13 protein-coding genes are annotated in these 14,086 nt (G+C 68.0%); 3 read left to right on the forward strand and 10 right to left on the reverse strand.

Features of this window, described 5'->3' with window-relative positions:
* Positions 1-18 precede the first annotated feature (18 nt).
* The 7 genes from ACW178_RS13330 to ACW178_RS13360 all read right to left on the reverse strand — a co-directional run bounded on the left by ACW178_RS13330 (position 19) and on the right by ACW178_RS13360 (position 7,961).
* Positions 19-1,701, reverse strand: a complete 1,683-nt coding sequence (locus ACW178_RS13330) for an alkaline phosphatase family protein (protein WP_191554336.1) — start codon at positions 1,699-1,701, stop codon at positions 19-21.
* A gap of 69 nt (positions 1,702-1,770) precedes the next feature.
* The gene (locus tag ACW178_RS13335; protein ID WP_492024653.1) at positions 1,771-2,715 is read right to left on the reverse strand and encodes a DUF808 domain-containing protein; all 945 of its coding nucleotides are present in this window, start codon (positions 2,713-2,715) and stop codon (positions 1,771-1,773) included.
* Positions 2,716-2,866: 151 nt separating this feature from the next.
* Positions 2,867-3,532 carry an OmpW/AlkL family protein gene (locus tag ACW178_RS13340; RefSeq protein ID WP_191554338.1) on the reverse strand — a complete coding sequence of 222 codons (666 nt, stop codon included), beginning with the start codon at positions 3,530-3,532 and terminating at the stop codon, positions 2,867-2,869.
* 123 nt (positions 3,533-3,655) lie between these two features.
* On the reverse strand, positions 3,656-5,053 hold the full coding sequence (hemN, locus tag ACW178_RS13345) for an oxygen-independent coproporphyrinogen III oxidase (protein WP_191559090.1): 1,398 nt from the start codon (positions 5,051-5,053) through the stop codon (positions 3,656-3,658).
* Positions 5,040-5,186, reverse strand: a complete 147-nt coding sequence (cydX, locus tag ACW178_RS13350) for a cytochrome bd-I oxidase subunit CydX (RefSeq protein ID WP_054766299.1) — start codon at positions 5,184-5,186, stop codon at positions 5,040-5,042. The genes hemN and cydX overlap by 14 nt, the downstream gene beginning before the upstream one ends.
* Positions 5,187-5,205: 19 nt before the next feature.
* Complete coding sequence (gene cydB / locus ACW178_RS13355) at positions 5,206-6,354, reverse strand: cytochrome d ubiquinol oxidase subunit II (RefSeq protein ID WP_333896934.1); 1,149 nt, start codon at positions 6,352-6,354, stop codon at positions 5,206-5,208.
* Between the two features lie 26 nt (positions 6,355-6,380).
* Positions 6,381-7,961: a cytochrome ubiquinol oxidase subunit I gene (locus tag ACW178_RS13360; protein WP_191555073.1), complete on the reverse strand. Its 1,581-nt coding sequence runs from the start codon at positions 7,959-7,961 to the stop codon at positions 6,381-6,383.
* Positions 7,962-8,159: 198 nt separating this feature from the next.
* Between ACW178_RS13360 and cydD the strand changes: the two genes are divergently transcribed.
* On the forward strand, positions 8,160-9,776 hold the full coding sequence (gene cydD / locus ACW178_RS13365) for a thiol reductant ABC exporter subunit CydD (protein WP_492024654.1): 1,617 nt from the start codon (positions 8,160-8,162) through the stop codon (positions 9,774-9,776).
* Positions 9,776-11,428, forward strand: a complete 1,653-nt coding sequence (locus tag ACW178_RS13370) for an amino acid ABC transporter ATP-binding/permease protein (protein ID WP_191559136.1) — start codon at positions 9,776-9,778, stop codon at positions 11,426-11,428. Before cydD ends, ACW178_RS13370 begins: the two co-directional genes overlap by 1 nt.
* 25 nt (positions 11,429-11,453) lie before the next feature.
* Here the strand turns inward: ACW178_RS13370 and ACW178_RS13375 are convergent, their stop codons facing one another.
* On the reverse strand, positions 11,454-12,191 hold the full coding sequence (locus ACW178_RS13375) for a cyclic nucleotide-binding domain-containing protein (RefSeq protein WP_224762314.1): 738 nt from the start codon (positions 12,189-12,191) through the stop codon (positions 11,454-11,456).
* A gap of 91 nt (positions 12,192-12,282) precedes the next feature.
* Here ACW178_RS13375 and ACW178_RS13380 point away from each other — a divergent pair, with 91 nt between their 5' ends.
* On the forward strand, positions 12,283-12,693 hold the full coding sequence (locus ACW178_RS13380; RefSeq protein WP_054766303.1) for a hypothetical protein: 411 nt from the start codon (positions 12,283-12,285) through the stop codon (positions 12,691-12,693).
* Between the two features lie 228 nt (positions 12,694-12,921).
* Here the strand turns inward: ACW178_RS13380 and ACW178_RS13385 are convergent, their stop codons facing one another.
* Together ACW178_RS13385 and ACW178_RS13390 are read right to left on the reverse strand one after the other, a co-directional pair.
* Positions 12,922-13,467: a hypothetical protein gene (locus tag ACW178_RS13385; RefSeq protein ID WP_287104327.1), complete on the reverse strand. Its 546-nt coding sequence runs from the start codon at positions 13,465-13,467 to the stop codon at positions 12,922-12,924.
* Positions 13,460-13,942 (reverse strand): hypothetical protein, encoded by a 483-nt coding sequence (locus ACW178_RS13390; RefSeq protein WP_492024655.1) that lies wholly within the window; start codon positions 13,940-13,942, stop codon positions 13,460-13,462. The genes ACW178_RS13385 and ACW178_RS13390 overlap by 8 nt, the downstream gene beginning before the upstream one ends.
* Between the last annotated feature and the right edge of the window lie 144 nt (positions 13,943-14,086).

Raw genomic sequence — 14,086 nt, forward strand, 5'->3', positions numbered from 1 at the left:
CCGTTATGGGAACAAGCGTCACTCGGTCGGGCAGTCGGCCACCGCGAACCCGTTCAGGTCGATGCAGCGGCCCTCGACCTTGGGCGTCGCCACCCCGATCACATGGGCCAGGGTGGGGGCGATGTCGATGGTGCGGATCGGCAGGAACCGCTCTTCCGCAGTCGCGCCCGGCCACCAGAACAGGATCGGCACCCGGCGATCATATTCCCAGGGCGTGCCGTGCCCGGCCAGGGTCGAACCGACCCGCCCGCCGGTGGTGACGTTCTGAGCCCAGGCGAACTGGATGTCGGGCGACCGCTCCGGAACGGTGGACAGGCGCATCCGCTCGCGCAAGCTCATCATCTCGGGCTGGCGGCTGTCCGGCAGGGGCTCGGCCAGCAGCCGGTCGCGGGTCTCGGCGAAGGCCACGTCCGGCAGGGCGCGCAGCAGCTCGACCGCCGCCTCGGCCACCTGGGTCCGCAGCGGATCGGGCAGAGACCGGTGCTGGGCGTCGGCGACCATCAGGCCGCTGCCCCCGACCTGAAGCGGATCGGCGCTGAGGTTGAATCGCGCCTTCAGCGCGTCGTTCACCCCTTGGATCGCCGCCATGTCGGCGCGGCGGGCGTGGGGATAGCCGTGGTCGTGCAGCCGCTCGACGAAGTCGGACCCGCCGTGGTCGGCCGTCAGCACCACCAGGACCCCGCCCGGAACCTGGGCCAGCCGATCCAGGAACTCGCCCAGGGCCGCGTCCAGCCGCAGCATCTGCTCGCACATCTCCGGTCCCTGGGTGCCGTACAAATGGCCGATCCGGTCCGTGGCCGACAGGCTGACGCCCAGCATGTCGGTCGCCGGCCCCTGCCCCAGCTTCTGGCTGTCCAGCAGATATTCGGCGGCCTCCAGCGTCGCCTCGTCCAGCAGGGGCGAGGTGTCGAACTTCAGGCCCGCCGGCGGCAGGGTCGAATGGAAGGTCTGGCCGCGAATGGTCCAGTCCCCGGCCAGGGCCCGGCACTGATCATGGGCGTAGTCCCAGGTCACCGGCGCCAGGCTCATCCCCTGGCGGAAGGCGCGGTTGTAATCCGCCACCGGCGCCAGCTTGGCCTGCGCCGTCTCGCCGGGCTCGACATAGGTGGTCAGGCCGAAGTCGCCGGTGAACCAGAAGGCCTGGCCCTGATGGCCCGCCAGATTGATCGCGCCCCGATCCTTGCCCGAGACGGCGACGACCTTGCTCTCAGGGCTCACCGCCTTCAGCCAGTCGCCCAGGGTCGTGGCGCGCAGCTGCTCGGGCCCCACCGGGCCGTTGTCGGTGTCGTCCCGTCCGTGGGCCAGGTGGTTCTGCGGCGCGGCCAGGCAATAGACCTCCTTGCCTGTCTTGGCGTCGATCCAGTCGTTGGCCGGGATGCCGGTCTCGGTCGGGTGCAGGCCGGTCAGAATGGTGGAGTGGCCGGGGCAGGTCTCGGTCAGGCCGTGGGTCTGATAGCCGTTGATCGACACCAGTCCCTGGTCCGCCATGCGGCGCAGGCCGCCGGTGTAGCGACTGCGATACTGATCGAACAGATTGGCGCTGAACTGGTCCACCACGATGGTCACGATCAGCTTGGGCGGCGTCAGGGCCGCAGGGGCGGTCTGCGGCGCGGCTTGCTGCTGTTGCGCCATGACAGGAAGGGCGGCGCCCGCCAGCGACAGGGTCGCCAGGGCCGCAACCGTGATGCGCGACAGGGACATGGGCTTACTCCGGGACAATCTGGCTCGGCCGTTTAGCGGCCGCCGATGGCGATGGCGTGACAGCGGGGATCAGTGGGCCGACCGGGACCGCAGCCGGCCCAGCTGATGCACCACGACGGCGATCACCCCGCCCACGATCACACCGATAATGGCCGAGCCCAGCGCCGTCACCGCCCAGCTGATCACGCCGTGCAGCGGACCCGTCGCGGCGCCGACCGCATGGGCCAGATGCTCCAGCGGCTCGGCCGGCCAGTGCAGGCCCAGCGTATGGGTTCCGTGCACCAGAATGCCGCCGCCGACCCACAGCATGGCGGCGGTCCCGATGATCGACAGGGCGCTCATCACCACCGGCATGCCCTTGACCAGGCCGCGCCCCAGGACGCGAACCCCGCCGTTGGGGCGCTCGGCCAGATGCAGGCCGATGTCGTCCATCTTCACGATCAGGCCCACGACCCCATAGACGGCGACCGTCATGGCGACGCCGACCACCGCCAGAATGGCCGCCTGGGTCAGGATCGGCTGGGCCGCCACATCGGCCAGGGCGATGGCCATGATCTCGCCCGACAGGATCAGGTCGGTCCGCACGGCCCCGGCCACGGTCGCCTTCTCCAGCGTCGCCGCATCGCCCTCGTCCGAAGCTTCCTCTTCATGGCCGTGGCCGCCGAAGGCCTCCATCAGCTTCTCGGCGCCCTCAAAACACAGATAGGCCCCGCCGCACATCAGGATCGGGGTGATGGCCCACGGGGCGAAAGCGCTCAGCAACAGCGCCGCAGGCAGGATCAGCAGCAGCTTGTTGCGGAACGACCCCAGGGCGATCTTGCCGATGATCGGCAGTTCGCGGCTGGGCGACAGGCCGGTGACATAGCGCGGCGTCACGGCCGCATCGTCCACCACCACGCCCGCAGCCTTGGTCGAGGCCTTGCCGGCCGCAGCCCCGACGTCGTCGATCGAGGCCGCCGCCATCTTGGCGATGCCCGCCACGTCGTCGAGCAAGGCGATCAAACCGGAAGGCATGCCAGAATCCCCAAGTTGCGCCGCGACAGGCGGTCGCACCTGGCCCTAGGGCGCGCCGCCGGATTTGTCGAGCGCATCCGCACGACGACGAAAGCCCCGCCGGCGAACCGGCGGGGCTTCCATTCGAACGCATTTCCGATGTCGGTTTTTCTTAGAACTTACGGCCAACCCCCACAGAAACGACCCACGGGTCCAGATCCACATCGCTCTTCAGAGCGCCGTCGTTGACGTCGGCGTCGATATTGACCCACACCTTCTTGACGTCGACGTTCAGGCTCCACGGTCCTTGGATGCCGATGTCGGCGCCCGCCTGCAGGGCGTAGCCGAAGTTGTCGTCCAGATCGACTTTGAAGCCGTTCTTGTCCTCGCCGCTGTAGAACAGCATGTAGTTGACGCCGGCGCCGACATAGGGGCTGAACCGGCCCTCGGTCAGCGGGCGATACTGGAGGGTGACGACCGGCGGCAGGACCCAGGTCTCATGAACGGCGACGTCGGTCGTTCCGCCCTGGGCGCGGATCTCATGCTTGGTCGTGCCCAGGATCGCCTCGACCGCCAGGTGGTCGGTCAGGAAATAGGTGAAGCCCAGGGTCGGCATCACGCTGTCGCCCACATCGACGTGCAGGCCGGAGTCGGCGCCGGCGGCGGTCGTGATGGCGTTGTCGGCCTCGGAAAAGACGTCCGTCACGCGGCCGGTGACGATCCAGTCGCCCTTCTTGGGCGCTTCCCAGACGGCGGGACTTTGGGCCATGGCCGGGGCCGCAAAGGCGGCGGCGGCGACGGCTGAGAGGATCAGGGTTTTCAGTTTCATCTTGCTCATCCCCGACGCCCGCTGCCGCCTCATGCGACCTGTTCCGAGCGTCTTGAGAGGGATGTGCGCCCCCTGCGCGGGTCCGGCCTTGATCCAGCGCAAACCCATGCAGGGGTTGGACAATCTGTCCAGTCAGACCACCCGGGCGTGCCGCTTCTCGATGTCGACGGCGGCGGGATCAAAGGCGGCGCAGACCGCCCGCACGAACGGACGCCCCAGGTCCGTGACCGTCACCACAGACCCGCCGACCTCGGCCAGTCCGTCCAGCTGGAACGGCAGCAGCCGGGGCCAGGCGGCGTCCACCTCGGCCAGAGCGCGCCCGTGTCGGCGCGCCAGATCCGCCACATCGACGGCGAAGTCGCACATCAGCCGTTCGATGATCTCGCCCACGAAGGCGTCGCGCGGATTCAGGGCCACGCCTCGTGCGACCGGCAGGTCTCCAGCCTCCACAGCAGCGCGCCAGTCTCGCTCCTGGGCGTGGTTCTGAACAAAGCCCAGCGGCGTGCGGCTGATCGACGACGCCCCCAGGCCGATCAGCACCGGCGCCTCGTCGGTCGTATAGCCCTGGAAGTTGCGACGCAGCCGGCCGGCCCGCGCGGCGGCGGCCATGGAATCGTGCGGCAAGGCGAAATGATCCAGTCCGATCGCCTGCCAGCCCTTCTGCACCAGATAGCGCGCCGCCGCCTGGCTCTGGGCGAAGCGCGCCTCGGCCCCAGGCAGGTCGGCCTCCTTGATCAGCTTCTGATGCGGCTTCATCCACGGCACATGGGCGTAGCCGAAGAGGGCGATCCGGTCGGGCCGCAGGGTCGCGACCTGGGCCACCGTATTGACGACGTTCTCGACCGCCTGAAGCGGCAGGCCGTACATCAGGTCGAGGTTCAGCGAGGTCACGCCCTGCGCCCGCAGCGCCTGGGCCGCCCAGCGGATGGTCTCGAAGGATTCCGGCCGGTTCACCGCCGCCTGAACCACGGGCGACAGATCCTGCACCCCCAGGCTGGCGCGGCTCAGGCCGATGCGGCCGGCGGCCTCGATCCAGTCCTGGGTCAGGACTTCGGGGTCCAGTTCGGCGGCGATCTCGAAACAGTCGCCCAGGTCGAACCGGGCCGCCAGGCCCGCGAACAGCCGTTCCAGCTCTTGCGGCGGCAACATGTTGGGCGTGCCGCCGCCCAGATGGATCGAACCGACCCTCAGGCGTCGGCCGTTCAGCCCGCCCATCCGGGCCAGGACCAGATCGGCCTCCTTCAGCAGCAGATCGACATAGCTGCTCATGGGGGCGACCCGGTTCATCGCCCGGGTGTTGCAGCCGCAGTACCAGCACAGCCGCTTGCAGAAGGGGATGTGCAGATACAGCGACACCGCGCGGTCGAGGGGCGCGGCCGACAGCCACGCCCCCCAATCGGCGGCCCCGACGGCGGGGGTGAACTGCGCCGCCGTCGGATAGGAGGTGTAGCGCGGCGCGTGGGCGTCGTAGCGGGCGATCAGCTCGCGCGTCGTCCGCACGTCGGCGCCGGCCGGGCTAGAGAGGGACATCGCCTTCTTTCGCCGCATCGACCGACAGGCCTTGGTCGCCTTCGTCGAACAGGTGGAACTCGTGCCACAGGCCGTTCAGCACGCCGAAACCGACCGCCAGCCCGACACCCAGGATCCAGGAAAAATACCACATGGCTTGATGCTCCTCGGGTTCAGTACAGGTCGGGGTTGGTCTTGAGTGCGGCGACCGAGGTCCGGCCCCACAGCACCTTGTAGACCCAGCTGGTGTAGGCCAGCACGATGGGCAGGAAGACCAGGGTGCAGATCAGCATGATGAACAGGGTCACGTGGCTGGACGAGGCGTTCCAGACCGTCAGGCTGGACTGCGGGTCGATCGAGCTGGGCAGGATGAAGGGGAACATCGACAGGCCGACGGTCGAGATGATGCCGACGGTCGAGATCGACGACCCGCCGAAGGCCAGGGGCGCGGACCGCAGCCACATGCCCGACAGGCCGACCACCGCCCCGACGAAGCCCAGGGTGGGCGCGATCATCATCCACGGATAGAGCTTGTAGTTGTCCAGCCAGGCGCCGGGCGCGGCCTCGACCGTGGTGCGCAGCGGGTTGGAGAAGCCCTGGATGTCCAGGTCGCCCACGATCCGGTAGCCGACGTTGCCGAAGGCCATATACAGGCCGCCCGCAGCGAACAGGACGAGGGCCAGAAGGCCGGCGATCGTGCCGAACAGACGGGCGCGTTCCAGCACCGGTCCCTGTTCCGCCTTGACCGACAGCCAGGCCGCGCCGTGCAGCACCAGCATGGCCACCGACAGCAGGCCGGCGATCAGGCTGAACGGGGTGAACAGGCCCAGCAGATTGCCGTCGTAGAAGGAGCGCAGGTCGCTATCCAGGCGGAAGGGGGCGCCCAAGAGGACGTTGCCGACGGCGACGCCGAACACCAGGGCCGGCACGAAGCCGCCGATGAACAGGCACCAGTCCCAGAACGACCGCCACTTGGGCGAGGGCCGCTTGGAGCGGTACTTGAACGACACAGGCCGCAGGATCAGGGCCGACAGGACCAGGAACATGGCCAGGTAGAAGCCCGAGAAGCTGACGGCGTAGACGAAGGGCCAGGCGGCGAAGATGGCGCCGCCGCCCAGGATGAACCACACCTGGTTGCCTTCCCAGGTGGCGCCGACGGTGTTGATCACCATCCGGCGCTCCTCGTCCGTCTTGGCGACGAAGGGCAGCAGGGCCCCGACCCCCAGGTCGAAACCGTCGGTCAGGGAGAAGCCGATCAGCAGCACGCCCAAGAGGGCCCACCAGATCAGGCGAAGGGTTGCGAAGTCGATTGGAAGATCCATGGTCGGATGTCCTCAGTCTGTCTGGTTCAGGCCACGGCCGGAGCGGCGACGGGGGTCGCGGGCGCCTCGGGGGCGGGGGCGCTGAAGGTTTCCTGCTCGTGGAAGGGCCCCTTCTTGATGGCGTAGAGGATCAGCCTGACCTCGACGACGGCCAGGGCGCCGTACAGGGCGGTGAAGCCGATGATGGTGCCCCACAGCTGGGGCACGGTCAGGGACGAGGCGCCCAGGAAGGTCGGCAGCACGCCTTCGACCGCCCAGGGCTGACGCCCGAACTCGGCCAGGATCCAGCCGAACTCGATCGCGACCCACGGCAGCGGGATCATCAGCACAGCCAGGCGCAGGAACCAGCGGGTGTCATGCTTGCGCACGGTGCACAGGAAGAAGGCCGTGGCGAAGAACAGGATCATGAACATCCCGATGCCGGCCATGATGCGGAAGCTCCAGAACAGGGCCGGCACGTTCGGCACCGTCTCCCAGGCCGTCTGTTTGATCAGCTCGGGCGAAGCCATGCGCGGATCGGCGACGTGGCGCTTCAGCAGCAGGCCATAGCCCAGGTCGCGGCGATGGGTCTCGAACACGCCGCGGGCGACGGGATCGGCCGGATTGGCCTTGACCTTCTCCAGGGCGTCATAGGCGATGACGCCGGATTCGATGCGGTCCTCAGCGGTGGCGACCAGTTCGAAGATGCCCTCGACCGGCTTGTCGATGGTGCGGGTGGCGATCAGACCCATGATCCACGGCACGTGGACGCCGTAATGGGTCTCGCGATCCTTCATGCTGGGGATGCCGATCAGGGTCAGGCCGGCGGGCGCGGGCTCGGTGTGCCACATGGCCTCCAGCGCGGCCAACTTCATCTTCTGGTTGTCGGTCAGGGCGTAGCCGGACTGGTCGCCCAGGACGACGACGGACAGAGAGGCCGCCAGGCCGAAGGCCGAGGCCACGGTCATCGACCGCTTCGCGAAGCCGACATGCTTGCCGCGCAGCAGATAGAAGGCCGAGACGCCCAGCACGAACACCGAGGCGCAGACATAGCCGGCGCTGACGGTGTGGACGAACTTGGCCTGGGCCACCGGGTTGAAGATCACGGCCATGAAGTCCGTCACCTCCATCCGCATCGAGTCCGGATTGAAGGCGGCGCCGACCGGGTTCTGCATCCAGCCGTTGGCGATCAGGATCCACACGGCCGACAGGTTCGTACCCAGGGCCACCATGAAGGTGACCAGCAGGTGGGCCGACGGCTTCAGCTTGTCCCAGCCGAAGAACATCAGACCGACGAAGGTGGCCTCCAGGAAGAAGGCCATCAAGCCCTCAATGGCCAGAGGCGCCCCGAAGATGTCGCCGACATAGTGGCTGTAATAGCTCCAGTTCATGCCGAACTGAAACTCCATGGTGATACCGGTGGCGACGCCCAGCACGAAGTTGATGCCGAACAGCGTGCCCCAGAAGCGCGTGATCGTCCGCCAGATCGGCCGACGGGTCATCACATAGATCGACTCCATGATGACCAGCATGAACGACAGCCCCAGGGTCAGGGGCACGAACAGGAAATGGTAAAGGGCTGTCAGCGCGAACTGCAGCCTGGATAGGTCGACGACCGCGAGGTCGATCATGGCTCTAGGCTCCTTGTAGCCGGCCCCGACGACCGACGTTCGTCCCGCCCTAGAACCAAGGCGGGGCGGTCGCCTTGATTTCGATCAAAGCCCCCTTGCCCTCGGGATCGTAGTGGACTGATCGTCCTTGGACATTTCGCCCAACGACGGTTTGTCCAATGGCTTTCGGCCCTGTCCCGAGGCTGGAGTGTTCGAATGACCTCTGCGCCGATTTCGGCCTCCTCTCCCGCCGCCCCTCCCGCCGTCTGGCTGAAACGGTCCGCCGCGCCCTGGCGCCGTCTGACCGCCCTGGCGGGTCTTCTGGCGGTGGCGGACGTGGTTCCGGCGGTCGGTTTCGCCGGCGGTCTGGCCATGACGGTGGCCGCCTTCGGCGCCTCGCCCCTGGCCGCCCTGCCCTGGCTGCTGCTGGCGGTCGTCAGCCTGATCGCCCGCGGCCTGATCGGTCAGGCGGCGGTGGTGGTGGGCGCGCGCCTGGGTCGGTCGGTCAAGACCAGCGTGCGCGACCGGCTGCTGGCCGACCTTTTCGGCCGGGGCGCCCGGTCCAATGACCAACTGACCGCCGTAGTCGAGGGCGTCGGCGCCCTCGACGGCTATATGTCCCGCTTCACCCCGCTGAAGATGGCCGCCGGCCTGTCGCCCCTGCTGATCATCGCCGTCGCCGCCGTCGCCAGCCCCTTTTCCGCCGGCATACTCCTGTTCACCCTCCTGCCCTTCGTCTTCGGCATGATCCTGGCCGGAACCGCCGCCGCCGGTGAAAGCCGCCGTCAATTCCAGGCGCTGGAACGGCTGTCGGGCCTGTTCGTCGATCGGGTGCGCGCCCTGCCCGCAGTCCTGGCCTTTGACGCCCGCGCCCGCACCACCGTCGAAATCGCCCGCGCCTCCGACGAACTGGAGCGGCGCACCAATCGGGTCATGCGCATCGCCTTCCTATCCTCCGGGGTGCTGGAGTTCTTCTCGGCCCTGTCGGTGGCGCTGATCGCCGTCTATTGCGGCTTCAACCTGTTGAAGCTCCTGCCCTTCCCCGCGCCCGAGCAGCTGGACCTGCCGCGCGCCTTCTTCGTGCTGGCCCTGGCGCCCGAGGTGTATCAGCCCCTGCGTCGCCTTGCCGCCGCCTATCATGACCGCCAGGCGGCCGAGGCCGCCGTCCCCGCCCTGATCACGCCCGAGCCCGTCGCGCGCGACCGACATATCCTGCCGGAAGACGCCCCGGCGATCCGCTTTTCTAGCGTCTCTATCGCTTACGGAGACGCCGCCCCGGTGATTTCCGATTTCGACCTGGAGGTCCGCCCCGGCCAGATCGTCGCCCTGGTAGGCGCCAGCGGCTCGGGCAAGTCCAGCCTGCTGCACCTGTTCCTGGGCTTGTCGCCCCTGACCGCCGGAGAGGTCGAGGTGGGCGGCGCGCACCTCAGTCAGGCGGGCGACTTCGCCGGTCAGATCGCCTGGGCCAGCCAGAACCCCGTCGTCGTGCCGGGCAGTCTGGGCGACAACATCCGCATCGCCGATCCGTCCGCCTGCCCCGGCCGGATCCTGGTCGCCGCCGGAGAGGCGGGCCTGTTCGGCGATCTGGACCGGCCCATCGACGAACGCGGCGGCGGCCTTTCGGGCGGCGAACGGCGCCGCCTGGGCCTGGCCCGCGCCATTCTGAAGCGCGCCCCCATCCTGCTGCTGGACGAGCCCACGGCCAATCTGGACCCGGCCGCGGAAGAGGCCATGCTGGATCTGATCCGCCAGGCGACGCGCGGTCGCACGACCTTGATCGCCACTCATTCCGCCGCCGTCGCGGCCATGGCCGACCGCGTGGTGCGCCTGTGATGAACCGTCCCTCGGCCTCCCGCATCGGCGCCCTGATCGCCGCCCAGCGTCGCGCCCAGCGGCTGCGTCTCCGTATCGCCGCTACGACCGGCGCGATCGTCGCCGTGGCCGCGACCTGTCTTCTGGGGCTGTCGGGCTGGTTCATCACCAGCGCCGCCCTCGCCGGGGTCGCCGGATCGGCGGCGGTCCAGGCCTTCAACTATATGATGCCCAGCGCCACCATACGTCTGCTGGCGATCCTGCGGACCGGCGCCCGCTATATCGAGCGGGTCTCCGGCCATGAGGCGGCGCTGAAGGCCCTGGCGCGGCTGCGTCCGCAACTGTTCGATGCCCTGGCTTCGGCGCCGCCAAGCCGCGCCCTGGCTCTCGCTTCGGGGGAAGCCTCGGCGCGGCTGGTCCAGGATGTGGACGCGGTTCAGACCCTGTTCGTGCGGCTGTCGGCGCCTTGGGCCCTGGGAGCCGGCGCCGCGTCCGCCGCCCTCCTCGCCGGCCTGGCCAGTCCATGGGCGGGCGCGCTCCTGCTGGCCTCAATGGCCCTCTGCGCAGCCGGCGCCCTTCTGATCGCGCGACGTCTGGCCGCCCCCGCCGGGCAGGCGGTTCAGATCGCCGTTGGCCGACTGAAAGACCGGCTGGCCGCCCTGGAGGCCGTATCGCCCGAATTGAAAGCCTATGGGCTGGACCGTTGGGCGGCGACCCAAGCGGCCGAGGCCGCCGCCGATCTGGACCAGGCCCAGGTCGCCCTGACCCAGGCCGGAGGCTGGATGGCCGCCTGGCAGGCGGTCGTCACGGGGGCGGCGGTCGCGGCGGTGGTCCCCGCCACCCTGGGCGCATCCCTGCCTCTGACCGCCCTGGCCGCCCTGGCGGCGGTGATGGGCGTCGAGTCGGTCGCCGGCCTGGTCGGCGCCCTGCAACAGAACGGCGCCGCCGAGGAAGCCGCTCGCCGCCTGGAGGCCCTGCCCTCGGCTCTTCACCCGAATCGGGCGCCGGTTTCGGTCGCCCCGACCCTGGTGCTCCAGGCCGACGGCGCGGCCCTTCATCCGCCGGCGCGCCTGGGCCTGATCGGCCCCTCCGGTGCCGGCAAGACCACGCTGATCGAACGCCTGATCGGCCTGCGGGACGCCCAGCCGGGCGAAGCTCGCCTGGGCGACATCGACGTCGCCGACCTGACCCCCGAGGACCGACGGCCGCTGTTCGCCTATGCCGCCCAGGACGTGCGGCTGATCGACGGCACCGTCCGCGAGAACCTGCTGCTGGCCGGCCCGGCCGACGACGACGCCCTGTGGCGCGCCCTGGACGACGCGGCCCTGGCCGAACGTCTGCGCGCCGACCCGGCGGGTCTGGACGCCCGCATCGGCCCCAACGGCGAACGGCTGTCCGGGGGCGAACGGCGTCGGCTGGGTCTGGCGCGCGCCTATCTGCGGCCCGCCGCCTGGCTGGTGTTGGACGAACCGACCGAGGGGCTGGACCCGGCGACCGAGGCCCAAGTGCTGAAGGTCCTGGATCGACGGCTGAAACAGGCCGGTCAGGGCCTGATCCTGGTCAGCCACCGCTCCGCCCCAACTCAGTTGTGCGACCGGACGATCCGGGTCGAGGGCGTGGGGGAAGACGGCCGGGTCGGCCTGGCGCCCGCCCGCCGGCTCACGCCCGCCTAGAGCATGATCTGAAGCCGATCAGGCTCTAAGCCTCGCCCTCGGCGATGTCGCGCAGCCGCTCGGGTTCTTCGATCCGCAGTTCGCTGAGCGACAGCAGACGAATCACCCCTGTGGTCTTGAACTTGGTCAGGACCCGGCTGACCGTCTCTATGGTCAGGCCCAGATAGTCGGCGATCTCGGATCGGGTCATCGGCAGCCGCACCTGATCCTCGGCCTGCGGCCGCAAGGGATCGCGGCTGGGCAGCTCCAGCAGGAAGGAGGCGATTCGTTCCTGCGCCGTCTTGCGGCCCAGGAGCAGCATCTGGTTCTGGGCGGCGGCCAGTTCGTGGGTCGCCCGATCCAGCAGAGCCTCTTCCAGCCGGGGCCGCTCACGCACCAGAGCGCGGTATTCGCTCTTGCGGAACCGGCACAGGGTCGAATCCTCGATCGCCTCGCCTGAAAAGGCGTAGTCCTCGCCGGTCGCCAGGCCCACGAAGTCGCCGGCGAACAGGAAGCCCGTGATCTGGCGCCGCCCGTCGGGCAACAGCTTGTAGATCCGCACCGATCCCGAGGTGATGTTGAACAGATGGACGGCCGGATCGCCCTCGCGGATCAGGGCCTCGCCCGCCTTCAGCGACACCCTTTCGGCGATGGCGTCCAGGCCGGCCAGGTCCGCCGGATCCAGGCTGCTGCAGACGCTGAAGGCGCGCGCGCCGCAGCCGACGCAGACCGATTCCTGTCGGCGCTGTGCGCAGTCGGTCGGCAGGGCGCGAAGTTCCAGCATGATGGCGCGATTATGCTCTTGTCCGCCTAAGACGCAATTCTTTTGACGCGGATCAAGGCGGTCCTTTCGTCTAAGCCCTAGACGTCCGACAATGAGCGCACTCCAATACCGACGCCTGAGCGGAGACGAGGCCGACCAGGCCTATGTCATCGCGCGCATGGCTGATTCGACCCTGACGATGGACGCCTGGCGCGCCCGCGTCGCGGCGGCGCCTGCGGCCGGCGGAGTGATGGCGGCCGTGGCGGGAGGGGTCGTGCGCGCGGTCCTGGCCTATACGATCGCCACCACGACGGAGGGCGAGCGTCAATTCATCGTCGACGCCCTGGTCGCCTTCGATCTCTTGAGGCCCGAGCGGCTCGTCCAGGGCCTGATCGACGCCGCATGCGACCTGGCCCGGCAGAACTGCAAGGCCATAGGCCTGTCGGCGGGCCTGGACGCGCCAGGACGCGACGCCGTGATACGCCATATCGCCGAAGGCGCCGTGCTGCATCGGGTCATCTGATCCGGCGGTGCAGACAGGGCTGCTGGTGCGGGCGGCCGGGATCGAACCGGCAAGGGCTTTCGCCCGGCAGATTTTAAGTCACACACGCCAGCATCAAACCACTGATACTTAAATACAATCTATCACAAAGAAGGCGAGTGTGTAAGCATTTGTGTAAGGCGGCAGCCCCCAAAGGCAAGGCCTAAGATCGCTGTATGCGTCCGGTTGTGGAGCGTCCTCGTGCGATTTCTAAGCGGAGAGACGCGCACGCAAGTCTATTTCCGGTTCCTGTGAGCCAACCCGGAATCGATATCCCACCTGTCGCCCCATCAATGCGTCGAGAACGTTGACGGCGAGGCCCGCTGCCGTCTCGAAACGCACGGGTTTATCGACTATGCGGGGGACGACTTCGGCGAACTCCTGCACATGACTGATGTAGCTGTTTCGATGGTTGATCTTGAGATCGTTGACCGCTCCCCGATACGCCTTGACCTGCTTCTTCAGCTCCTCGGCCCTCTTCGCTTCCAACCCCTCACGGTTCATAGCCGCCAAAGCGTTTGGGAACGACCGTGACCCCGAGCCGTCGTCGTCCAGAGCTGTAAGCCGCGCGACAATGTCGCGCGTCCCGCTCTCCAGCAGAACCAGGTCGAGCACGAGGTCTTCCCGCGACATCTTCGCCAGATTGAGCAGGCGTTGCTTTTCGCGGTGGGCCAGGATCGTGAGGAGCAGATAGAGGATGTCGCCCTTGAGACCTTCGAGCAGATCCTCCGCCGCCGTGTAGCGCTTCTTAGACATTCAGGGTGTGCTCGGAGAGGGTCTCCCCTGCGGACACCAGCTTGAGGATCCAGTTTCCGTAAATCCGCAACATGCCCGTTGGGTTGTCCGGCGTCGCTTCGCCGGTCTCAAGCGCGACATACAGGCGGGGGAACGGATCAGTCTGCTCGATGACGAGGAAGGGCTTGTTCCCTCCGTCGAAGACGAGCGCGCCATGCGCCACCGCCTCCCGTCGCTCGGTTTTCGCGGTTCGGGTGATCACAAGCTCTGCATCGACAGCGTAGCACTCGCGCGGAAGTTCATGGTTCTGAAGATATCCAGGTGAGGTCGCCTGCCCCTTAACCTGTCCCAGAACGACGGCCGTCAGCCGGTCTCCGGCCTTAACCGTCAGCGCATAGAGGGGCGGATCGAAATCACCCACCTGGAATGCGGACCCTGGCTTCAGTCCGGCGACATCGACAGGGGCAGGAAAGCCGACAACCTTCACCATGAACATTCTCTCCACTGTTGTGGAGCTTGAGATGGGAAGCCCTATCTGCGCACGCCAGCGCCTGAAGCCGCTATCTCAAGTTTTGTCAGAAACCGTCAAGCTTCAATCAGGCATTGCGCTATCGCAGGCTGATTGGTGAAATCGTTCCGA

Source organism: Brevundimonas sp. AVps4, from assembly GCF_058681525.1.

Excerpts from the sequence above, each read along its gene's own strand:
- ACW178_RS13370 (WP_191559136.1), top strand. The coding sequence starts at position 9,776 with ATGAACCGTCCCTCGGCCTCCCGCATCGGCGCCCTGATCGCCGCCCAG.
- ACW178_RS13335 (WP_492024653.1), bottom strand. The coding sequence starts at position 2,715 with ATGCCTTCCGGTTTGATCGCCTTGCTCGACGACGTGGCGGGCATCGCC.
- ACW178_RS13340 (WP_191554338.1), bottom strand. The coding sequence starts at position 3,532 with ATGAGCAAGATGAAACTGAAAACCCTGATCCTCTCAGCCGTCGCCGCC.
- cydB (WP_333896934.1), bottom strand. The coding sequence starts at position 6,354 with ATGGATCTTCCAATCGACTTCGCAACCCTTCGCCTGATCTGGTGGGCC.
- cydD (WP_492024654.1), top strand. The coding sequence starts at position 8,160 with ATGACCTCTGCGCCGATTTCGGCCTCCTCTCCCGCCGCCCCTCCCGCC.
- ACW178_RS13390 (WP_492024655.1), bottom strand. The coding sequence starts at position 13,942 with ATGTTCATGGTGAAGGTTGTCGGCTTTCCTGCCCCTGTCGATGTCGCC.
- ACW178_RS13385 (WP_287104327.1), bottom strand. The coding sequence starts at position 13,467 with ATGTCTAAGAAGCGCTACACGGCGGCGGAGGATCTGCTCGAAGGTCTC.
- cydX (WP_054766299.1), bottom strand. The coding sequence starts at position 5,186 with ATGTGGTATTTTTCCTGGATCCTGGGTGTCGGGCTGGCGGTCGGTTTC.
- ACW178_RS13380 (WP_054766303.1), top strand. The coding sequence starts at position 12,283 with ATGAGCGCACTCCAATACCGACGCCTGAGCGGAGACGAGGCCGACCAG.
- hemN (WP_191559090.1), bottom strand. The coding sequence starts at position 5,053 with ATGTCCCTCTCTAGCCCGGCCGGCGCCGACGTGCGGACGACGCGCGAG.
- ACW178_RS13330 (WP_191554336.1), bottom strand. The coding sequence starts at position 1,701 with ATGTCCCTGTCGCGCATCACGGTTGCGGCCCTGGCGACCCTGTCGCTG.
- ACW178_RS13375 (WP_224762314.1), bottom strand. The coding sequence starts at position 12,191 with ATGCTGGAACTTCGCGCCCTGCCGACCGACTGCGCACAGCGCCGACAG.